Source organism: Lysinibacillus sphaericus OT4b.31 (genome assembly GCF_000392615.1).
Classification (GTDB): domain Bacteria; phylum Bacillota; class Bacilli; order Bacillales_A; family Planococcaceae; genus Lysinibacillus; species Lysinibacillus sphaericus_B.
This window is the reverse complement of the sequence record NZ_KB933398.1, coordinates 1,712,182-1,735,431: the sequence shown is the minus strand read 5'-3', so window position 1 is coordinate 1,735,431 and position 23,250 is coordinate 1,712,182. Positions and strand designations below refer to the sequence as shown.

Genomic DNA, 23,250 nt, shown 5'->3' with positions numbered 1-23,250 from the left:
TCTAAAGCCCTCCCTCAGCAAAATTTGTCGCATCTAGGATGGCCTGTTCTAGCTGAGCAACATATGTGTGTTTTTGTGCCTCTGTATAATGAAAACGTTGTTGCATCACTTGAATAACTTGTTGCTTATAGCGTTTAACTGCATCGATATCAAAATATAGTAAGCCCGTACGGCGAATAAAGAAATCATTTGGCGTATAAACCATCTCCTCCTTCATGCCATATAGTAACATCGCGTGAAGAGCCAGCGGCATTGTGCTCCCTTGCTCATGCAAATATTTTACCTGTTCAAATAAGGCATCAACATTCGTACCGTATTTTTTCACAAGTTGTTTTGCTTCATCATAATTCAAACCGTACTGCACGCCCTCTCTTGCTTTATAGGCTGTATAGTCTGGAAAATTAATGGCATTAATGCCCTTTGCTCCAGAAAGTGAAAGTTCACGTGTAATACATGAACTAGCATGCTTAAATTTATGCATTTTGACAATTTTATCGACGGCAGTTTCAGCCATTTGACGATAGCCTGTTAACTTGCCACCTGCAATTGTCATCAAGCCACTTGGCGCTGTCCAAATTTCATCTTTACGTGAAATTTCTGAAGGATCCTTGCCTTTTTCGAAAATAAGCGGACGTACACCTGCCCACGACGATTCTACTGTCTCACGTGCAATATTGGCTGTTGGAAATATAGTTTTTGCAGCGGCTATTAAATAATCAACGTCTGCTTGCGTCGCCACAGGATGTGCCGGATCACCTACGTATACTGTATCGGTTGTTCCAATATAGGTCTTACCATCACGCGGTATCGCAAATGCCATACGACCATCTGGAATATCAAAATACACAGCTTGTTGCAACGGAAAATGCTTTTGGTCAAGGACAATATGTACACCTTTAGTCAGGCGTAATTGTTTCTTGTCTGTCGCTTTATCCTTTTGGCGAACCTCGTCCACCCATGGCCCTGCTGCGTTGACAATTTGTGCAGCATGTACTTCCACTGTTTCTCCCGTAAGATGATTCTTAACTTTTGCTCCAACTAGCTTTTTCTTGTTATATAAAAACTCTGTCATCTCAGCATAATTTAAACAAAGTGCCCCATATTCTACCGCTTTTTTCAACACTTCAATTGTGAGACGGGCATCATCTGTGCGATATTCCACATAATAGCCTCCTCCCACAAGCTCTTCACTTTTCAAAAGAGGCTCGAGTGCTGTAGTTTCTCGTGCGCTCAGCATCATACGTCGTTCATGCTTTTTCACGCCTGCTAGTCGATCATATACTTTTAACGCCAATGATGTTGTAAATGGCCCAAGCGAGCCCTTCTTATATAAAGGAAGTAGCATTTTTTCAGGCATCGTGACATGAACAGCATTGTCATAGACAATTTCACGTTCACGTCCAACCTCTGCTACAACACCTACGTCTAACTGCTTTAAATAACGAAGGCCTCCATGTATAAGTTTTGTCGAACGACTTGACGTACCAGCCGCAAAATCCTGCATCTCAATCAGTGCGACTGACAATCCTCTTGAGGCAGCATCAAGCGCGATTCCCGCTCCTGTAATGCCTCCTCCAATCACTAATAAGTCAAAGCTATACTGCTCTAAATAATGCATGATTTTAGGTCGATGCTCAAATGAAAACATACTGTTCTCCCCCATTATCTATGATTTAAAATTACGTGTAGCTTCTACTGCTTTTTGCCAACCAGCATATAAAGCCTGCCCTTGCTCCGCATTCATCTTCGGTTGATAGTTTTTTCCATTCATCCATAATGTAGATAATGTCTCTTTACTTGGCCAAAAATTAGTGGCAAGTCCTGCAAGATAGGCTGCACCAAGCGCTGTTGACTCATTAAGTTTTGCCAGCTCTACCTTTAGCTGCAAAATATCACTTTGGAACTGCATTAACAGACTGTTACGAACTGCCCCTCCATCAACTCGGAGCACTTCAATCGGTGTCCCATTAGCCTCTTCCATCGCATCCAGTACATCCTTTGTTTGATAGGCCAGAGATTCAAGTGTTGCCCGGATAAAATGTTCTTTCGATGTACCACGCGTTAAACCAAAAATCGCCCCGCGTGCATCCGTATCCCAATACGGTGTTCCTAAGCCAACAAACGCAGGTACGATATATACACCATCCGTATCCTCTACCTTTTTGGCATACTTTTCAGAATCCGCCGCAGTACGAATCATCCGAAGGCCATCTCGTAACCATTGGATTGCTGAGCCAGTTACAAAAACACTACCCTCTAATGCATATGTCACCTTGCCATCTATACCCCATGCAATCGTTGTGAGTAAGCCGTTTTCAGAATGGACTGCCTGTTCTCCCGTATTTAATAGCATAAAACAGCCTGTACCATACGTATTTTTAGCCATTCCTTTGTCAAAGCAAGTTTGCCCAAAAAGTGCTGCTTGTTGATCACCTGCTATACCAGCAATCGGTATTTTCTCGCCAAAAAAGATACTTGGAGCAGTCGTCGTATAGATTTCTGATGAATTCTTCACTTCTGGCAACATCGTCATTGGAATTTTTAACAGTTCACAAAGCTCTTCGTCCCATTTTAGCTCATGAATATTGTAAAGTAGCGTACGTGCAGCATTCGAATAATCCGTAATGTGTGCCTGTCCCTTTGATAATCGCCAAACAATCCACGAATCAATCGTGCCAAATAATAAATCGCCGTTTTCTGCCTTGGCACGTGCGCCATCCACATTATCCAAAATCCACTTAATTTTCGTAGCAGAAAAATAGGCATCCAGACGAAGACCTGTTTTTTGTTGGAAGGTATCCTCTAGTCCTTGCTGCTTTAGATCATGGACTATGTCCTGTGTTTGGCGCGATTGCCATACAATCGCGTTGTATACTGGCTGTCCCGTATGTTTATCCCAAACCACGGTTGTTTCCCGTTGATTTGTAATACCAATCGCGTGAACTTCGCTTGCTTCATGACCACTTTCTGTTAAAACGGCCGCAATAACAGCTAGGACAGAGCTCCAAATTTCAATAGCATTGTGTTCCACCCAACCGGCTTTCGGAAAATACTGCTGAAATTCCTTTTGCGCCACATGGGCAATCTCACCCTTATTATTGAATAAAATTGCCCGTGAACTCGTTGTTCCTTGGTCAATCGCTAAAATGAATTCCCCCATCCATTCTCCTCCTTTTCACATGTAGGCATACGCGCAATTCACTCTTTGCCCTTAGACCCCTTAGGCTTACAGCGTGCCTCTGTTTTAGCATGGTGAATTCGTCGTAGTCATAGTAACGAAAAACTACTCCATAAAGAGCGGTAGTATTTCGTGGCACTTTTACGTGAGTGATCGTGTAAATTACATTACGCGTTTAAACATTTTCTCTACTTCGTAAGTTGTAAAATGAATGAGTACTGGACGTCCATGCGGGCAAGTAAAGGGATTGTCCGCTTTGCGTAAATCACGAAGTAATACATCCATCTGTTCCTTCGTCAAAAAATGATTCGCCTTAATCGATTTTTTACAGCTCATCATAATGGCCGCTGCTTCACGCAATTTTTTCACATCTGCCTTTTTCGTCGTCAGTACCTGCTCGATTAAGTCTTCAATAAGCTCTTGCTCCTCGCCCTTTGGAAACCAGCTTGGATGCTCTCGCACAACAAAAGATGACTGTCCAAACTCCTCTAAAAATACACCGACTGCTTCAAGTTCCAATCTATTTTCACGTAAAATTAACGCCTCATCCGCTGCATAATGGAAGGTTAGCGGTAACAATAATGCTTGCCGTTCGTTAGGATTCACTTGTCCAACCTTGTCACGGAAAAATTCATATTTTATGCGCTCCTGTGCAGCATGCTGGTCGATTAAATAAAAACCGTCCTCCATTTGCGCCACGATATACGTACCATGAATTTGCCCGACTACCTCGAGGGCTGGAAATGGTTCTTTTATTGACTCGTGCTCAGGTATTTCATCTAGCTCCTCCAAGACACTTTCAACAGGAGTCGTTGCAGTCGGAGTCGGCAATGTTGGTTGCCAACTTAGCTCAACAGCAGTCGCCTCTGTTTTTTCAACAGGTAGCACACTCGATTCCTGTACCGTTTGCACATCATACAGCTTTTCGACAATGGCATTCATTTTTTCCACATCGAGCTTTGGTGCAGGCTTCCATATATTCAGTTGCTCTGTTGCAGTAATAGCAACTTTTTCCTTCTTCTCCATTTGTGGCACACGGATCACGCCTCGAATCGTCTCACGAATCGTTTCCTCGATTAGTTTCAGTAGTTCCGGCTCTTTACTCAAACGTATTTGATGCTTTGCTGGATGCACATTCACATCCGTTAAATACGGATCTCCTTCAATATAGAGCGCTACAATTGGGAAACGCTCGATTGGTAAATACGTATGGTACGCATCCACAATTGCTTTTTGTACCAAATAATGCTTTACCCAGCGGCCGTTCACAAACAGCGACATATAATTTTTTGAAGCACGCGTCACCTCAGGTAATGATACATATCCAGATACCTTATAATCATGCGACTCCCCTTGAAATGGCACCATTTTTTTGGCATTATGGACACCATATATCGCAGCTAATACCTGCTGCACATCTCCTCGACCATTCGTCTGTAACAGTTGCTGACCATTATGTAGCAATCGAAAAGCAATTTGTGGATTTCCTAGCGCTAAACGGTTCATTAAGTCAATCGTATGACCAAGCTCGGTTTGAATTGTTTTCATATATTTTAAACGAACAGGTGTATTAAAAAATAGCTGTGCTACGGTGATATCTGTGCCCTTACGTAACGGTCCAGGCTTTTGCGTAGTAACATGCCCACCTTCTAACTCTACATATGTACCCGATTCGCCATTGGATGTAATGAGCGTCATTTTTGATACCGATGCAATGGAAGCTAATGCTTCACCGCGAAAACCTAATGTACGGATGCGGAATAAATCATGCTCCTGGTGGATTTTACTTGTGGCGTGGCGTGAAAAGGAGATGAGGGCATCATCCTCGTCCATGCCCATGCCATTATCAATAACCTGAATTGAAGTGAGCCCGGCTTCTAGTAAAAAAACATCAATGGACGTACTTCCTGCATCAATGGCATTTTCAACAAGCTCTTTTACAACAGATGCTGGCCTTTCGACCACTTCTCCTGCCGCAATTTTATTGGACAGCCATTCGTCCATTATTTGTATTTTACCCATAGCGCATCACTCCCTTATTTTTTTACGTTGACCAATTGCTGCTGTAATTCATATAAAATATTCATCGCCTGCATTGGCGAAGTGCCAAGAATATTAACCTTCTCTAAGCTTTTTAAAACCTCTGCTTCAGCTGGTGAAATAGGCTCTTCTGCCGTAAATAGCGACATTTGTACTGGCTGTTCTGCAACCACTTGTGGCGTCGTTAGCTCTTTGCCTGCCTCGAAATTTTCGAGCAATACACGCGCTCTCGCTAAAATTTCCTCTGGCAATTGCGCAAGCTGTGCCACGTGAATTCCGTATGATTTATCGGCAGCTCCTTTTTTCACCTTATGTAAAAAGACCACCGTGCCATTTTTTTCAGTGGCAGATACGTGAACATTTTGCAGACGTGGAAGCTCATTTTCAAGTGCCGTTAACTCATGATAGTGTGTTGAAAATAGTGTGTTTGCTCCGATTTTATCGTGAATATACTCCATCATCGATTGGGCAAGACTCATGCCATCATAGGTAGAAGTTCCACGACCGATTTCATCAAACAGCATGAGGCTATTTTTAGTCGCATGCATAATAGCGTGCTGTGATTCCAACATTTCTACCATAAATGTTGATTGCCCCGCTGCTAAATCGTCTGCTGCGCCAATACGTGTGAAAATTTGGTCTGTGATTGGCAGTCTAGCCTTTTCTGCTGGCACATAGCAACCCATTTGGGCCATAACGACGATGAGAGCCACCTGACGCATATACGTACTTTTCCCGGACATATTCGGTCCTGTAATCAGCATCATATTGTGATTTTCCTCAAGCACACAATCATTTGGTACATACATTTGCTTGTTTAGCATTTTTTCAACAACGGGATGACGTCCTTCAAGGATTTCAAGCGAACGCCCTGCATGAAATTCTGGCTTCGTAAAGCGATATTTCTCTGACACACTGGCAAAGCTAAGCAGGACATCTAACTCACTAATACTTGCCGCTAAAGCCTGTACACGTGGAATAAACGCCTTTAATTCTTCGCGAATTTCCACGAATAAATTATATTCTAGCGTCAAACTTTCTTCTTCGGCATTTAATATGAGTGCTTCTTTTTCTTTCAGTTCTTGCGTAATATAGCGTTCAGCATTAGCCAAAGTTTGCTTTCGTTCATAGCGCGTTAAATCTGCTAAGTGAATATTGGATTTAGTAATTTCAATATAGTAACCAAAAATACGGTTATAGCCTATTTTTAAATTTTTAATACCCGTTTTTACACGTTCTTCTTGTTCTAACTGTGCAATCCAGTCCTTGCCGTTTCGAGATGCATAGCGTAGTTCATCTAAACGATCATTGTAACCATCGCGAATCACATCGCCTTCTTTAATGGTAATTGGTGGATTATCAGTAATAGCATGTGCCAGTAATGCCTCGACATCTGCACATATATCGAGCGCGGAACCTAAAACCTGCAAAGTTTCTGTACTTGATTCCAATAGCTGTTGCACAATCATAGGTACTTGACGCAGTGAATCACGGAGCTGTGCTAAATCACGCCCGCCCACATTACCAAATGCCACACGACCCGCCAAACGTTCTAAATCATATACTTGTTTAAGAGAAGTTTGTAATGCTGTTCTTACAAAATATTCTTCTAATAAATCAGTGACAATTATAAGTCTCGACTCAATGGCAGAACGCGTAGCAAGCGGTTGATGTATCCATTGTTTTAACTTACGCCCGCCCATTGCTGTAACCGTGTCATCTAACAACCAAAGCAATGTCCCCTTTTGGTCGCCACCACGGATCGATTGAATCAGCTCCAAATTACGTTTTGAGCTGGAATCAATACGTAAATAATTTTTCATTTCATTGAATGTGAACGTTTGAATATGCGATAACGAGCGCATTTGTGTTTTGTCAATATAAGTCAATAGACGAAGGCAAGCCACTTGTAACTTTTCTGGTACTGCTTCTACATAGTTCACAACCTTGTCCAACGCCATTTCATCTACTTCCACAGACAACACAATTCCTAAATTCACTGCATGCTCTGCCAATAAAAGTTGGACACTCTCTGTTACAACAAGCTCACGAATGCCATATGCCTGCATTTGCATTAATAATGCTTTACCATCGCCTTCAATAGAGGATGCAGTTGCTTCACCCGTAGATAAGTCTAAATAGGCATAGCCAAAGGTAGTGGCATCTAACTGCTCAGCCGCACCAATAAAATGATTCGATTTACCATCAAGCGCCTTACCTTCCATAATTGTTCCTGGTGTTATAAGCTGTACAACTTCTCGCTTGACTACGCCCTTTGCTTGTTTCGGATCTTCCGTTTGCTCACAAACAGCGACCTTATAACCCTTTTGCACTAATGTTTCAATATAGTTTTTTGCCGAGTGATGAGGCACACCGCACATTGGAATACGGTCCTTCGCGCCTGCATCTCGACTTGTTAATGTGATTTCTAAAATTTGTGAGGCATTAACTGCGTCCTCAAAAAACATCTCGTAAAAGTCACCTAATCTAAAAAACAAAAAGGCGTCCTTGTAATCTTCTTTTACCTGCAAATATTGTTGCATCATTGGTGTGTATGTTGTCATTTCATCTTTTCCCTCGCTCTTACCATATATCAAATTTGCCTTGGCGTATTTGTACCTGCCGCTATGGCTTTCGGAACAGATTAACAATGCGTCTCGATTTTGAATTGTGCTTAAATCTGCATGATACAAATCAGTTAGCCTGTGTCACCTAATTGTCACGATTGTAGGCTAACAACCTAAAACAATACCATTCAAAATCTACCGCCGTCACAGCGCTAACTACGTTTTCACGCTCAAAATATCTGTGCCATCCACCGTAGGCTATATCTTTGTTCAGCTAGTGCATGCACACGCACTGAACAACAAGATTTTTCCGCAATCATTCCCTATTATTAGTAGGAGATGTCTTTTGTTGAATGAAGATAGTTTTATTATAACAAAAGATACATGCGAAACGCTTATTTCACCTTTGTAAAGATGCTAGCATTTCGCATGTATCAAAAAAACTTCTTGTTGTGTTTTATCTTGGACGCTCGTCAGGAAACGATGAAGACTCTAATACATACCTACCTTCGTCGCTAGAGCTAGAGCTAGACGATGAACTAGAACTGGAGCTAGATGAAGATGAGGATGAACTTTCATCATTTAAACTCCATTCTTCTTCGAAATCTAGAGGGTGTACACTAATACAAATTGTCATTTCACCCATTACGTCTACGACAATTTCTCGTTCTACTACTATTTCAAATTTCGTTCCACATGGAGAAATTACCGCTTCCATGCAATTTGGTTCTTGGATTACACGCACACGTACATCATCGCTAACACTAACTTCACCATCTCTGAAATGTAGTCTTACTTTGTCTTTATAGTGAACCGTTTCTGAAAACACAGCTGTTTTCGAATGGTTACTATACGCATACCAAACATTGACATCAAATTTCCCTGATACTTCTACAAATTTACCGACTTTTTTTGCTGAGCAAGTATGATTGATTACCCAGCAACCAAGAATACTCGTCGGTTTATTTGTTGGACATAATGTAACACGATCTTCCGTTCTCTTCTTCCCCTTGGCAACTACTGCTTTCGTCACGATTTGTCGTAAACGTTTCAGCGCAATTCCTCCTTCGACTCTTTTCACTCCATCATATGCAGGTAGCGCCCATTGGGTGAACATATTTCATAGAATCCAGTCGAATCACTTTATATCTTTTTCAGATTGCGGGCATCGTTGCCAAATCACACTAAAAAATTCTTAAACTCTTAGCGTATGTATTCGCTCAGTCCGAGCAACATCTCCTAAGCTCTAAAATCCTCAATACCATGCAAAAAAATAGCCCGAATGCAGTCATTCGAGCCATTACTTTTATTATTTATGAACAGCTTCCAGGTTGTGAATTCGCTACGTATGAACCTGTTTCACCACGTAGTAAATCACCACCTGTTGAACGGATAATTTCATTAGTGACATTGTTAGCAATTGTGTTCGACACTAATTGTAACAAATCATTGACATCAACTTGTGAATCTTTAAATTGTTGGACAACCGGGATTGCATTAATTTCTTCTTCGATTTTCGCGATTTTGTCTTCAATCATTTTCAGCGCTTTTTCTTTGCCTAAGTGTTGGAAGTTTACAGCTTGTTTTTGCAAGCTCTTTAAACTAGCAATACGTTCACGTACAAGTTGATTTTCGTTGATTTGTGCTTCTGCCTTTTTGAAAAACTCAACTTCTGGCGTATTGGCAATCATGTGTGCAATTTCATGTGATTTCTTAATTAAATCTTCTTTTGTGTACATTACTTCAGTCATTTACGCTTCCACCTTTTCGTTTTTTACTACTTCCACAAATTCACCACGTAATGAATATGAAGTAGCTTCGATTATTTTTACTGACACTAACTGACCAATAAGTTCTGCTGGTGCTTTAAAATTCACGAGGCGATTTTTACGTGTGTAGCCTGCAAGGACATCTTCACGACGTTTACTTGTCCCCTCAACTAGCACCTCTACAATCTCGCCTTCCAAACCTGCTAATGCTTTTCTAGAATACTCTTGTACAACTGCATTTAAACGATGAAGACGTTGTTTTTTCACATCTTCTGGTACATTATCAATCATTTTCGCTGCTGGTGTACCCTCACGTGGAGAATAAATATACGTAAACGCCATATCAAAGCCGACTTCACGATATAGAGCAAGTGTCTCTTCGAATTGCTCTTCTGTTTCGTTTGGATAACCAACAATAATATCCGTTGTTAATGTAACCCCTGGGATAGCCGCTTTTATTCTATCCACTAAGCCAAGGAAATGTTCTCGTGTATATTTGCGAGCCATTATTTTTAACACTTCATTCGAACCTGACTGCACGGGCAAATGAATATGTTCAACGAGGTTACCACCCTTTGCTAGTACCTCAATTAAATGATCATCAAAGTCGCGTGGATGACTCGTTGTAAAACGAATACGTGGGATATCGATTTTTCGTAATTCGTCCATTAAATCACCGAGTCGGTACTCCATGTCCTCAAAATCTTTTCCGTAAGCATTAACATTTTGTCCAAGCAACATGATTTCTTTATAGCCCGCAGCCGCTAGTTCCCGCACTTCGCCAATAATTTCTTCCGGACGGCGACTACGTTCCTTACCACGCGTATACGGTACGATACAATACGTACAAAACTTATCGCAGCCGTACATGATATTGACCCAAGCCTTAATGGAACCAAGACGTTTTTTGGGCAGGTTTTCAATAACGTCGCCCTCTTTTGACCAAACTTCAATGACCAATTCCTTCGACATATAGGCTTCTTTTAAAATATTGGGCAAACGGTGAATATTATGTGTACCAAACACCATATCGACGTGAGGGTAAGTTTTTAATATTTTGTTTACAACGGATTCTTCCTGTGACATACAGCCACAAACACCGATAAGCATTTCTGGATTTTTACGTTTATATTTTAACAGGAAGCCAAGTTCGCCAAAAACTTTGTTCTCCGCATTTTCACGAATTGCACAAGTATTCAGTAACACAACATCTGCTTCCTCAATTATCTCTGTTGATGTGTAGCCAAGTTGCATAAATATCCCGGCCATCACTTCAGTATCATGCTCGTTCATTTGGCAGCCATATGTACGGATATAAAACGTACGCCCCTCGCCCATGCCTGCAAACTCTTCGGCAATATTAAAATCCTTATGGTACTTAATTTCTTCTTTCCCACGTTTTTTAGCATCTTTTAATGAAGGTGCTGTAAAGACCTTCTCAAAATATTGACTATAATCCTTTTCAGGCTTGTCTTCTTTTTTCGGTTGATTGACTTGTTGACTGGCTAATCGTTGTTCCTCATTCATTGCAATCAGGTAACTCCTTTCAAACGAAATCCGTGCATTCGAATTCCCATTTTATTATTATACTGAATGATTACTACTTCCTACAAGGTTTGCGTACTAAATGTCGTGGTTTCGACTTAAATACACTTTCTTTCGGTTTAGTGGTTCTGCCGGTCGGTTTGATGATTCTATCCGTCACTCCAGCGATTTTATCCGTCTTTCTCCGTTAACGAAAAAAAGTCACCGAAGATATGTATCGACGGTGACCCTTTCATGAAATTATAGCTCTATATAGTTCTTTTTTCGCTCATTAAAACCTAGTATGGAGTCAACGTCAAGGCTCTTTAGCACATCCGTATTCGCAAATGTATACTTTCCTACATCATCAGGGAAATGCGCATCTGAGGAAACTGTAAACTCTACGCCCTGTTCAACTAACACTTGTAAGAAATGAGACCCCGGGCACATTTCCTTCACGGGGTAGCGATAATATAGCCCTGCATTAATTTCCGTAGCTGTTCGTGTTGTGACCAGCGCATCAGCAATTCGCACATACCATGCATGTAGAAAAGCCTCATCTTTAATGTGATAGTTAAAGACCTTAAAATTATCCAAATGCGCCACAAAATCAAACATCCTCGAGTGTATCATTTTCTCTACCGTAGAAAAAAATTGTGCATACTTTTCCTGCAATGCCTCTGTATCCATGTTCTCGAATATATACTGCGTTTGCGGGTTATCAAAGCCCCAGCCATCCACAAAATGCACAGAACCAATTACATAATCCCATGGATAATCTTGTAGCAAAGTCGCTAACTCTTCTTCGCCACCTACAAAATAATCCGCCTCTATGCCAAGTTTTAAAGCAATACCTTGTCGCCGCCATCTTTCCTTTGCATTTGTAATGGCTGATACAAAATTATCCATCTGTTCTGTCATAACACTATCTAACCAGTAACGTTGCAATTCACCGACTTCCGTATTTTCATCCAACTGCATATAGCGTTCAAAGTAAGCACGCGTCTCCTGAAATCGATACAAATGGTCGACAATGCCCACTTCTCGTAATCCTAGTCGCTTTGCCTGCTGCAAATATAAATCGAGCCATTCTTCATTATAACATCCCTTTTGCAATCGTTGTGCTAAGGCCTGTATTTGCCTCTCTATAAGCCCTTTCGACCCCTTCGCAGTAAGGTCAGCTTCATCAAAAAATGCCATGGCCTGAGAGGTACGTTCTAACCAACGGAATGAATAGGGTCCTTCCTCTAAATGCACATGATAATCAATTGTCATCAGCTTTTCCCTCCATTACCTATCGTCCACATTTCTTCGTATGCTTGCCATCCTTCTGGGCATGCCACATCACAAATTATTTCTGTGCACTCGGCCAAGTGACAAATTTGATAAAACGATTTGCCATTGATTTTTGTAGAATCGCTTAATAAAATGGCCGTTTTGCTATTTTCAAGCATCTTTTGAGAAATGAGCGATTCATCCAAATCATAATCATAGACAATGCCACCTTTCATGCCACCACATGATAAAAATGCTTTGTCAAAATTCATATTGCCCAACCATTCCAATGTCATGGCACCTGCAACAGAGGATTGTCTTGGATTAGTCGTCCCACCAAGCAAAATCACTTTGCCCGTCATTCGTCTCTCTTCAATGGCAAGATTAAATTGCGCAGCAGCAGCTATGGAATTTGTGACGACGGTAATATCATCAATCCCCATTAAATAATCAGCTATATGTACAGTCGTTGTTCCTGTATCAACAGCAATCGTATCCCCATGACATATACGCCTCGCAGCTAGACGAGCAATGTTACACTTCGCCTCTTTTTGCATTTGCAGCTTACGTAAAAACGCCGGTTCTGTTCTGACGTTTGTATATTGCACTGCTCCTCCATGCACTCGCGTTAATAAATGCTGTTCCTCTAGCTCATCCAAATCCCGACGAATGGTTTCTGGCGCAACTTGAAGTGCCTCAGCAATGTTTACGACAATTATTTTCCCATCTACTTCTAGTTGCTTCAAAATAAAATCGAATCGTTCAATTTTTGCATATGTCATGATAAAGCAATCACATCTTCCTTTGCCACATAGCACTCATATTTTTTGCCCACTTCAAACAGTTTTCCTCGTTGATGTAATTGCTCCATCGTAAACATACATTCCCCCTCAAAGGTTGTACGAATGACATTGCCAGTCATTAATGAATGCTTCGCTACGCCCGATAGACCCACGTCCCCTTCCATTGCTTGTGCATGAATGGCCTCTGGACGAATAGCAAACTTTAAACCATCTCCTGGCAAGGTGCAGCCAATTATTTTCTCAAGCACTTGACGTGTAAAGACATTATAATGCCCGATAAAATTAGCAATAAATTCACTTTCCGGTTTTGTATAAATGGCAGTAGGTGTTCCACTTTGCGCAATTTGCCCATTACTCATGACAAATATTTTGTCAGAAACAGCCATTGCTTCTTCTTGGTCATGTGTCACTAAAATCATTGTCATATCAAGTTTTCGTTGTATTGCTCGTAAATCTTCTTGCAATTTTTTACGAATTTGTGCATCCAGTGCGCTAAGTGGCTCATCTAAAAGCAGTACCTTGGGACGCACAATTAAAGCTCGTGCCAAAGCAACTCGTTGCTGCTGTCCGCCAGACAATTCCTTTGGATAGGCATTCGTTTTTTCCGTTAAATGCACAATAGCAAGCATCTCTTGCACACGTTGTTCAATGTCAGCGTTATTGACTTTCTGCATATGCAAGCCGAACGCTATATTCTCCTTGACGGTCATATTCGGAAAGAGCGCGTAGGATTGAAAAACCATCCCAACTTGACGGTCTTTCGGCTGAATTCCAAGCATATCTTTTCCTTCTATTTGAATACAACCTGCAGATGCATCTGTTAAACCCGCAACAATGCGTAAAATCGTACTTTTTCCACAGCCACTTGGCCCTAAAAGCGTAATAAATTCCCCTTTTTCAATCCTCATATCAATATTCGATAAAACTGTTGAATGGCCATACTTTTTATGAAGTCCTTCTATGACAATATAGCTCATATATTTGCAGCACCTTTCGATCGTTTTGTTAACAGTGCGATAACAAACGTTAATAAGCACATTAGAACGAGATAAATAAAGACAACAGCACTGGCAATGTGTCCACTTGCACTTAGTTTTTTCATCAAATAAATTTGCACAGTTTCAAAGCGTGAACCTACGACTAAATTAATGAGAACAAATTCACCAAACAGCACTGAAAATGATAATAATGCACCCGCAAATAACCCTGGATAGACAGTCGGTAAAAGTATTTTCATAAATGCCTGCATTTTAGAGGCGCCAAGTAATTGCGCTGCATCTAAAAGTTGCCTTGCGTCTACATTACGCAAACTATTGCGTGTACCTTGATAAATATATGGCAGAATACCGATAACATAGGCACCTAGCACCACTAAGATCATCGGTACACCTACTGTGGAATACACGCGAATTAATCCTACTGCTAAAATAACACCTGGGAAGGAATACACCATGACAACTGCCACTTGAATCCATTTTTCATACTTTGGAAAATACAAAACAATGACAAATATTGCAGGGACAATCACTAACATAGCTACTACGACCGCTCCCCCTGATAATAAAACAGAGCGTCCGAACGCTTGGATAAATTCTGCATCTTGAAATAATGTCCCCAGCCACTTAAATGTCAGCCCCTCTGGAAAAATTGTTTTATTCCATTTAGAAGAAAAGGCATAAAGTGTCGTCGCAACAATCGGCAATACTAAATACAAAACGAAAAGGAGGAAAAAGAAATCAGCAAAGCCTCTCTTTTTCATTATAATTTCCCCCTTGTCTTTTTGATGCTCCACTCACTTAATAACATCGCTATTACCATCGTTACTGCTAGTAATACCGCAATTGCACTTGCTAATTCTGGCTGAGCAAATATATCTCCCTTAATGAGCGCACCGATACGTATTGCGACTAAATTGTAATTACTGCTAGTTAGTGCATAGGCCGATGCATAGGCGCCCATCGCATTGGCAAACAATACACTAAATGTTCCAACAATACCTGGTAGCATGACAGGGATGCCAATTTTTAACCAAAATTGCCATGTAGAGGCACCAAGAAGTGCAGCAGCTTCCTTCCATTGTTGTTGTATCCCATCATAAATTGGATACAACAACATCAATGCTAATGGCAATTGAAAATAAATATAAATGAGTAATAAGCCACTCCAGCTATAGAGAGAAAATGACGATAATGCACCAATGTCCCATTTTTCAAAAAGCAAAGTAAATAAGCCACTATTCCCTAGCAAGACAATGAAAGCAAAGGCTAACGGAATGCCTGAAAAATTTGACGTTAAGTTAGTCAAAATTAGAATTTTCTCTCGAGCTGGCTCCGAAAAGCGCATGATGGCATAGACCGCAAACAATGTTACAATCAGTGCAATCACGGCGGAGATTGCTGACAAAGTAATACTATTCTTAAATCCTTGTAGCATATAGTCATTTGTTAGGACAGATTGATAGTGTTCAAGCGTAAAGCCTTCACTAGTACTAAAGCTCGAGATTACCATATACAGTAGTGGCACTAAAAAGAATAACAGCACGAGCAATAGGAAAGGGACAAGCCCGGCAAATGATTGCCTTTTAGAGATCATAACGACCACTTCTTTCTGTTCGTAAAGTAGAAATAGAGGGCATTCATTAGACCTCTTTTAATGACTGCACGCCCTCTAATAAGAGGGGAACCATCTCCTCCGACGGTTCAATATTCAATAAATAACAGCACAGTGGCGCGATTTGCAACTGCGAAACAATTCCATTTTTTATACCAGCTTTGACATGATTAGAAATGACAAACATTGGTACATGACGATCCTCAGTAGTTGTACCACCATGATTACCATCACTTGTCATCCCATGATCGGCTGTTACAATAATCTCATAGCCTTGTGCCAAACATTTCGGAATAAACAAAGATAACAATGCATCAACTGCCAACACACGATTTCGATACTGTGGTGAATGTGCCGTAAATTTATGCCCATCATCATCTACATTCATCGGATGAATATATAAGAAATCTGGTTGCTTGTGATCCATTAACCATGCTGCATCCGCAAAAAGATGGCTATCTGGGTAATGATCCTCAAAGTAGAACAAGCCATTGTCAATTGGAAGCTGCGTATCAAACTGCAATCTATCCTCCATATGCAAAAATGGTGCACGATTATATAATTCACTTACCCAATAATAAGCAGCAGCAGCTGTAGTTAAACCGTTTGACTGAGCCAAATGAAATAAGCTATTTTGCGTGGATAAACGCACCGTCATATTGCTTGTTACACCGTGTACGATTGGCGGTGTACCCGTTAAAATGGTTTCGTATAATGGTCGCGATAAGGATGGTACCTCCGAACAAACCTCATATCTTGCAGCAATTTTGCGTTCTATTAAATGTTGCATGAACCCCATATGTGAACAGGCCGTATCAAATCGCAGTGCATCTATGACAATAAGGACCACTTTATTATTTTGCATAAATTAAAACCTGCTCTTGATAGATTTGTGGAATTTGCTTCGTTGTTTCTTCCCATTGCTTTTGATCTTTTACTGGCTGTGCGTTTTTATACATTTCAGCTGGCAGTAATAAGGCCTTCACATCTTGAGATAATTCAACATTGTCGCGAATTGGGCGTGCATAACCCTTCGCTAAGTTTTCCTGTCCTGCGTCCGATAAAATGTAGTCGCGTGTTAACATAGCAGCATGTGGGTTTTTCGCATACTTATTAATAACGGTTGCGTAGCCTGATGTCACTGAACCTTCTGATGGCACAACAACATTAAAACGCTCCTCATCAATTTGGTGACGATACCCCAGCGCATTAAAGTCCCATAGAATGGCTACATCAATTTCACCTTTTTCTAAATTGGCTATAGACGGATCTCCTTGTAAACGCCCCTGTTTTGCTAAATCCGCAAAGAAGTCAATACCAGGTTGAATATTCGACTCATCTCCACCGAAAGCCATTGCTGCTGCCAAAATGGCAAATTGCGCTTGATTTGCTGTTAAGGCATCACCAATACTGACCGTATAATCTCCATTTTTAATGTCCGTCCAAGATGTTGGCGCGTTTTTCACATTATTTGTATCTGTTAAAAATGAAATTGTTCCTGTATAGCCAACAATCCAATGTCCTTCATCATCTTTTGCCCACTCGGGAATATCATCCCAATAAGATGTTTTATACGGTAATGTTAAGCCCTTATCCTTCGCAATTGGTCCAAAAGCAATTCCTACGTCGCCAATATCAGCTGTGGCATCTTCTTTTTCTGCTTCAAACTTAGCTAGCTCTTCTGCACTCGACATATCAGTATCCTTGTGCTTCAGACTATATTCTGTTCCTAGCTCTTGCCATGTCTCTACCCAGTTCGCCCACGTATCAGGCATTCCGACAGAGTTTACAGTACCTTCTTTTTGCGCTTTTTCAGTAATTTCATCAAGCGTCAAATCACTTTTTACATCATTCGAGCTAGATGTACTATCAGAACAAGCAGCCAACATTGAAATAGCTAATACACCGATTAGACTTTTCTTCCACAACTTTTGAATTGCCATAACATGGACCCTCCATTTGTTTATGTTTATTTTTATTTGCTTACAACAGCAATCTTATAAAACAAACATTAAGCAAGTATGGAGCGCTTAAAAATATTCGGTAAAAATTATTGAGGAATTATAAACTCTATGAAGAGTATTTGATAATTAGGGGAATTGTAAAGGTGATGTTTAATTTTGATAGGAGGATTAAGTGGAATCTAGTTTTGTATGCGCACGTTGTACCATTTTTTTCAGACGTGCACATACCCTAGATTATTCAGACAAGCCAAGGAAATCTGCATATGTATGCGGTTCATTTTCCTTTAAAATGGATAAAAATGTAAAAGCTAACTGGACAACCGACCACCACTTCATATTGTAGTCCATTTCAAAACGAGCAGGCTCAAACGTAAAAACATCCTGAAAAATCTCAAGCGGCTCGATTTCCTCATCCTTTAAAATGGATAGAAAGCCTAGAAACAATGTATGATCCTTCATTTCGAGTACTTTTCTATCTACCAATGCATCAATATTTTCAGGCTGATGAAGCTTACAATGGCATGCAACGTAATACTCTAAATCCTGCGCACGCTGCCTTTCTTCACGTTCCTTTTTCTTTGCAATAAAATCAATGACGTTATCCACGTACATCGCCTCTTTTTTTCTTTTATTGTATCATTTTTTACTATTATTGCCCTGCTATTCCCTCTTTTAACTATACAAGAAAAAAGATGATTTCAACTATGTAGCGAAATCATCTCATTACCACTCACTTCTCTATTACGAACTGGAATAGTTAGCGTTACCTGTCCGCCACCAGATGAATTATCATTATTAATTAGTAAAGTCCCTCCGTGGTTCTGTACAATCGACAGAGCTATGTAAAGTCCCATTCCATGATGATTTCCCGAATTTCGACTTGAATCTCCCCGATAAAATTGTTTTGTCGCCTCTTTGACATCTCTTGTGGAGAAGCCATCGCCATTATCTGTAACGATAAATTGAACATCTTCAGAGGTTCCTCGAACAGATAAAGTAACTTTCCCACTGAAAGGGGTATACTCCACCGCATTGACAATGACATTTAAAATAGCCCGATAGAAGGAATCTTTATGAACAGTAATACACTCTGGAATTTTTTCTTTATGAATATACACCTGAAGACTTTTCTCACAAGAAAGAGCCTTCATTTGATTTTCCACTTCTGCAAGAAATGTCTCCGTTTTAATGGATGTTTTTTCATGGACGATATTTTTCTCCATTTTAGATAAATCCATCAGTTCTTTTGTGAATTTTTCAATGACAAGGGTATTTTTCAAAATATAGTCATTATATGCTCGTTGCGTAGCATCCTGTGGCGTGTCCTGTAACAACTCTGCATTCCCGCGAATAATCGTTAATGGCGTTTTGATGTCATGAGCAAGCGCAGAAATCTGTTCTCTACGAGATTGTTCTAACTCCCATTGCTGCTTTAATGAAATTTGCAGCGCATCCTTCATGTGCCCAAATGAAGAAGCTATTTCATCGATTTCGCGTATTCCGGACGGAGCAATGGTGAAATCTAAATTCTGATGTTGAATTTTTTTAATGGCATCCTGTAAACCCATCATTTTTTTCTTTAAACGTCTGCCAAAGTGGACAGCAAGCACCGTCGCTTGCGCAAAAATCCCTAACAAAAATAGGAGGAACATTAATAGTTGTGGGTTTGGTAAATACGCTCTTAACATGGCGGAACGATATTGTGGTACTAAATAATAGCGCAATATACAAACCTCATTTTCACGCTGTATAAACGTGTAAAATTGGGAACCACCTTGGTTTTCTCCCTTTTGCATTAAATCCCAGGCATAGATAGCTTCCTTTGTTGAAAGATTACCTGACATAAATGTACCCTGTTTAGAATAGACAGCATAATCTACAAGATCAGGTATATGATCAGCAGTTACTGTATCACTTGAAGCAATGCGATCTTTAGTTAAAGAAATCTGCGTTTCGGCATAATTTGCTGGCAAAATAATGTTTGTAGAAAAGGCAAATAGAAATAAACCAAGCAGTATAGCCACTAATAATATTGTACCGATACTGAGAAAAAGGAGATATCGAAGAAAAAATGTATGAAGGCGTGTTCCTTTACTTGGCTTTATAGTCTCCATTTATAGCCGATTCCCCAAACCGTCTCAATCACATCAATGTCAAAGGCATGAAGCTTTGCGCGAATATTTTTTATATGCTCCGTAATAGCCATGCTGTCACTTTTGCCGTCGAAACCAAAAATAGTTTCGTAGATTTTTTCCTTCGTGAAAACTTGCCCTCGGTTACGAGCTAGAAACTCGCAAATCTCATATTCGCTTTTTGTTAGGGCTACCTTCTCTTCACTTACATATAACTCTTTGCCTGATAAATTGAAGTGAACCTCATCCGTATATAGAATGCTACGCCTGCCTCTTTTTTCACGTCTCAAATGGGCATGCACTCTTGCACGTAGCTCTCCGATACCAAAAGGTTTTACAAGATAGTCATCTGCTCCAAGTCCCAGACCATACATCAGGTCTTCCTCTAACGTTTTAGCTGTTAGAAATAGGATAGGGCAATCTACAGCAGGACGAATTTGCCTACACAAGGTGAAACCATCTATATCCGGCATCATCACATCTAGTAAAATTAAATCAAAATTACCAAGATCCATTTTACATACTGCTGTTGCATCAGATACAACCGTCACAAGGTGATTATCTTTTAATAATGCGTTTTTTATTAACACTAAGATATCTGCTTCATCATCTACTGCTAACACGTTTGCCATCCATCTTACCTCAACATTCTGTCTTTTTTCTAGCCCTCAGACTTTCTTCCTTCCCAACGCCAAAACCATAAACATGCCAACAAAAATGCTAGCAATGTTCCACTAATACATGTAATCATACCAACTTGTAATTCTGTTTGCACGACTGATAGCTCAACCCCCGACTCGTATAGTGTCCAGAGGGAAATAAAATGACCACCCCAACCATAAGGAATAAATGACCAAATGCCATCACCTAGACCTGTCAGCAGTAAAGCGACCAAAAGTGCTTCCACAATCCCTAAGCCAATAGAGGCACCTTTGCCAAAACGAAGGCTCACAAAAAGATGTAAAATATATAAAAATATAGTACTTCCAAATAAAATACATGCGCCTATGACATAAAACTGAACATCAAATCGGTCTTCATGTAAGATTTTAATAAAGCCAAAACTAAAAACTAAAATAGCGAAGAGTATTGCACCAAAACTGAATAATAGTAAGTGCAACAATTTGCTTACAAATGCCAATATTTTTATGCTAGTCGCAGTGAACATGAGCTGAAAATGGCCTGCTGCTGCTTCCTGTTCTGAAGACATTGCACAAACTAAGCCAATAATAATAGGAAAACCACACGCCAGTCCTTGATAATAAGCTGCTACCTTCCCATCGAAATCCCATGGAGAATAGGAGTAGTATGCTAAAAACAACCCTGAAATGATGATAGGGACAAGTAGATGCATGACAAAAAATGGCGTCCTTTTTGTTTTAAGAAACTCCGCCCTCAGTAATCGAAAAAATAACATGTTGTTACTTCGCCTCCCTTCGTTTAAACCAACTTGCAGTAAGGAAGGTCAAACCTACAAACCACACGAAAGCAATTATTACACCTGGTACGATAACGCTCTTGCTTAATAGTTCACTGCCCTCCTGTACAGGAAGTCCATTAGGTAAAATATGAAGTGTTGGACATAATAACCGGGCTGTAATTGCATAAGGGAAGGTAAACCAAAGCCCTCCATCTGCTAAAGCGGCGACTCCAACAATATTGCCAACTACATTTAATAAAATAGCAATATATGTGCCAAATTTCGCTGAGAGGAACAGACATAAGGGAATTTGCCATAAAAACGTCACAAAAATTAAAAAGCTTCCTGTTAGACTGTTTCCAATTGAAATACTATGGTCAAAAAGCATCATCCCTCCCGCCGTAATACCTATCAAGAACACAACCGTAATTAGGAATAGCCATGCGCTACACGCAAGAATTTTGCCTAGCCAAATCGTTTTCATATCAATTGGCAGCGCGAGAATACTATGATATTTCAATTTTGAATCTTTTTCCACTGTCAATGCACAACATATCGTCAGTGCCCCCGGCAGGAGCATTGTATACCACCAATTATAAGCGCCTGTTTCAAAAAAATTTCCTCCCATTAAAACTGCACTAAGAAGCAGCGTAACAATGGGGGTAAGCCAAACTAATTTTGGAATAAAAGTACGTCTCCATTTTAATCTTTCCGCTTTCATAACATGAGGTAACATATTATTGTCCCACCTTTCTGTTCGCGGCGACTACCTGCATAAATAATGATTCTAATTCTTGCCCTTGTGGTGCAGTCCCTTGATACCCTAATACCCCACCAGCAATAATGCCGATTTCATCAACAACCTGCTCTACCTCTGACAGGATATGGCTCGACAAAATTACGGTGATGCCCTGTCCAGGAAAAGAACGAATCAATTTCCGTAGTTCTTGAATTCCTATTGGGTCAAGACCATTTGTTGGCTCATCAAGGATTAGAAGTTTTGGATAATTTAGCAACGCAATGGCAATCCCTAAACGCTGTTTCATCCCTAATGAAAACTGCCCAGCACGTTTTTTGCCTGTATTGGTTAAGTCCACTATCTTAAGAACTTCATCTATCCGGTTGTGTGGCAATCCAAGGGCAATTGTTCGGACCTTGAGATTTTCTCTTGCAGTTAAGTTGTCATACAGTGGTGGTGTTTCAATTAACACACCAATATCTGTTAAGTCTGTGCGTCGCCAATCATGTCCATTAAATAATATTCTTCCTGAATTTGGACGTAGCATGCCTGTAATCATTTTTAACGTTGTTGATTTGCCCGCTCCATTTGGTCCTAACAATCCATAAACAGTGTTTCGTGGAATGGTCAAAGATAGATTTTCTACTATCTTCTGCCCTTTAAAGCTTTTACTAAGATTGTCTGTTTGTAAAATAATATCATTCATATTGAGTCATCATCCTTTCCATGACTATAGTGTAAAAAATGATTATAAGGATTTTATAAGGATTTAATTTATATATATGAACTGGATATATTATCAGGACTGGAGGTGATTTTCGTTCCGGCTCGGCACTTTCAGGGGGACATCTGATAAGTCAGCTTGGGGCAACAGGTGTTTATGTGCGAAAGCGAAGCGACAGGATGTTGGTCACGAAGGCGTTATCACAGGGCGTGATGCTTTTAGCCTTCGTTCCTCTAATGGGTCTCGCTACCAGGGTCTCATCTAAGACGTTGATTCTCCAGAAGTCGCTCAGCCTCCAATTCAATCAAAAAGCATACTCCATAAAAAGAACGTGCACTTTGAAAAAGAATTGGATGCCTATATTCATTACTATAATCACAAACGTATGAAGACAAAATCGAGTAGGAGGGAGTGATTAACTCCCGACCTCTCACACCACCGTACGTACGGTTCCGTATACGGCGGTTCAATTAAGATGAATAACGCAAAGTTTCGTAACGAACTT

General features: G+C 40.3%; 20 protein-coding genes and 1 pseudogene. 1 reads left to right on the top strand and 20 read right to left on the bottom strand.

Annotated elements, in window-relative coordinates; all coding sequences use genetic code 11:
- Position 1 precedes the first annotated feature (1 nt).
- From H131_RS07830 to H131_RS07735, 20 genes and pseudogenes are all read right to left on the bottom strand, one after another.
- Positions 2–1,648 (bottom strand): glycerol-3-phosphate dehydrogenase/oxidase, encoded by a 1,647-nt coding sequence (locus H131_RS07830; RefSeq protein ID WP_010858557.1) that lies wholly within the window; start codon positions 1,646–1,648, stop codon positions 2–4.
- A gap of 18 nt (positions 1,649–1,666) precedes the next feature.
- Positions 1,667–3,160, bottom strand: coding sequence for a glycerol kinase GlpK (gene glpK, locus H131_RS07825; protein WP_010858556.1), 1,494 nt, complete (start codon positions 3,158–3,160; stop codon positions 1,667–1,669).
- A 180-nt stretch (positions 3,161–3,340) separates the two neighbouring features.
- Positions 3,341–5,200 carry a DNA mismatch repair endonuclease MutL gene (gene mutL, locus H131_RS07820; RefSeq protein WP_010858555.1) on the bottom strand — a complete coding sequence of 620 codons (1,860 nt, stop codon included), beginning with the start codon at positions 5,198–5,200 and terminating at the stop codon, positions 3,341–3,343.
- Positions 5,201–5,214: 14 nt separating this feature from the next.
- On the bottom strand, positions 5,215–7,782 hold the full coding sequence (gene mutS, locus H131_RS07815; protein ID WP_010858554.1) for a DNA mismatch repair protein MutS: 2,568 nt from the start codon (positions 7,780–7,782) through the stop codon (positions 5,215–5,217).
- A gap of 460 nt (positions 7,783–8,242) precedes the next feature.
- Positions 8,243–8,902, bottom strand: a complete 660-nt coding sequence (cotE, locus tag H131_RS07810; RefSeq protein WP_010858553.1) for an outer spore coat protein CotE — start codon at positions 8,900–8,902, stop codon at positions 8,243–8,245.
- Positions 8,903–9,098: 196 nt separating this feature from the next.
- Positions 9,099–9,536 (bottom strand): YlbF/YmcA family competence regulator, encoded by a 438-nt coding sequence (locus H131_RS07805; protein ID WP_010858552.1) that lies wholly within the window; start codon positions 9,534–9,536, stop codon positions 9,099–9,101.
- A complete protein-coding gene (gene miaB, locus H131_RS07800) occupies positions 9,537–11,081 on the bottom strand; it encodes a tRNA (N6-isopentenyl adenosine(37)-C2)-methylthiotransferase MiaB (protein WP_010858551.1) in 1,545 nt (514 codons plus the stop codon).
- A 258-nt stretch (positions 11,082–11,339) separates the two neighbouring features.
- Complete coding sequence (locus H131_RS07795) at positions 11,340–12,353, bottom strand: histidinol phosphate phosphatase domain-containing protein (protein WP_010858550.1); 1,014 nt, start codon at positions 12,351–12,353, stop codon at positions 11,340–11,342.
- Positions 12,353–13,135: a DeoR/GlpR family DNA-binding transcription regulator gene (locus tag H131_RS07790; RefSeq protein WP_010858549.1), complete on the bottom strand. Its 783-nt coding sequence runs from the start codon at positions 13,133–13,135 to the stop codon at positions 12,353–12,355. The genes H131_RS07795 and H131_RS07790 overlap by 1 nt, the downstream gene beginning before the upstream one ends.
- Positions 13,132–14,133: an ABC transporter ATP-binding protein gene (locus H131_RS07785; RefSeq protein WP_010858548.1), complete on the bottom strand. Its 1,002-nt coding sequence runs from the start codon at positions 14,131–14,133 to the stop codon at positions 13,132–13,134. The genes H131_RS07790 and H131_RS07785 overlap by 4 nt, the downstream gene beginning before the upstream one ends.
- On the bottom strand, positions 14,130–14,915 hold the full coding sequence (locus tag H131_RS07780) for an ABC transporter permease (protein WP_010858547.1): 786 nt from the start codon (positions 14,913–14,915) through the stop codon (positions 14,130–14,132). The genes H131_RS07785 and H131_RS07780 overlap by 4 nt, the downstream gene beginning before the upstream one ends.
- Positions 14,915–15,748, bottom strand: coding sequence for an ABC transporter permease (locus tag H131_RS07775; RefSeq protein ID WP_010858546.1), 834 nt, complete (start codon positions 15,746–15,748; stop codon positions 14,915–14,917). The genes H131_RS07780 and H131_RS07775 overlap by 1 nt, the downstream gene beginning before the upstream one ends.
- Positions 15,749–15,794: 46 nt before the next feature.
- Positions 15,795–16,631 (bottom strand): alkaline phosphatase family protein, encoded by an 837-nt coding sequence (locus tag H131_RS07770; RefSeq protein ID WP_010858545.1) that lies wholly within the window; start codon positions 16,629–16,631, stop codon positions 15,795–15,797.
- Positions 16,621–17,709: an ABC transporter substrate-binding protein gene (locus tag H131_RS07765; RefSeq protein ID WP_010858544.1), complete on the bottom strand. Its 1,089-nt coding sequence runs from the start codon at positions 17,707–17,709 to the stop codon at positions 16,621–16,623. The genes H131_RS07770 and H131_RS07765 overlap by 11 nt, the downstream gene beginning before the upstream one ends.
- A gap of 255 nt (positions 17,710–17,964) precedes the next feature.
- On the bottom strand, positions 17,965–18,342 hold the full coding sequence (locus H131_RS07760) for a 2-oxoglutarate ferredoxin oxidoreductase subunit beta (RefSeq protein ID WP_230491830.1): 378 nt from the start codon (positions 18,340–18,342) through the stop codon (positions 17,965–17,967).
- 191 nt (positions 18,343–18,533) lie between these two features.
- Positions 18,534–19,298: pseudogene (locus tag H131_RS26080) on the bottom strand (sensor histidine kinase); the annotation flags it as partial.
- A 533-nt stretch (positions 19,299–19,831) separates the two neighbouring features.
- Positions 19,832–20,494: a response regulator transcription factor gene (locus H131_RS07750; RefSeq protein ID WP_010858541.1), complete on the bottom strand. Its 663-nt coding sequence runs from the start codon at positions 20,492–20,494 to the stop codon at positions 19,832–19,834.
- Between the two features lie 29 nt (positions 20,495–20,523).
- Positions 20,524–21,279: a lantibiotic immunity ABC transporter MutG family permease subunit gene (locus H131_RS07745; protein ID WP_010858540.1), complete on the bottom strand. Its 756-nt coding sequence runs from the start codon at positions 21,277–21,279 to the stop codon at positions 20,524–20,526.
- Positions 21,280–21,283: 4 nt separating this feature from the next.
- A complete protein-coding gene (locus H131_RS07740; RefSeq protein WP_010858539.1) occupies positions 21,284–22,018 on the bottom strand; it encodes a lantibiotic immunity ABC transporter MutE/EpiE family permease subunit in 735 nt (244 codons plus the stop codon).
- A 1-nt stretch (position 22,019) separates the two neighbouring features.
- Entirely contained in the window at positions 22,020–22,727 is a 708-nt protein-coding gene (locus H131_RS07735; protein WP_010858538.1) for a lantibiotic protection ABC transporter ATP-binding protein, read from the bottom strand.
- Between the two features lie 349 nt (positions 22,728–23,076).
- Here H131_RS07735 and H131_RS26075 point away from each other — a divergent pair, with 349 nt between their 5' ends.
- Entirely contained in the window at positions 23,077–23,160 is an 84-nt protein-coding gene (locus H131_RS26075) for an IS3 family transposase (protein ID WP_419185161.1), read from the top strand.
- The last annotated feature ends 90 nt before the right edge of the window (positions 23,161–23,250 follow it).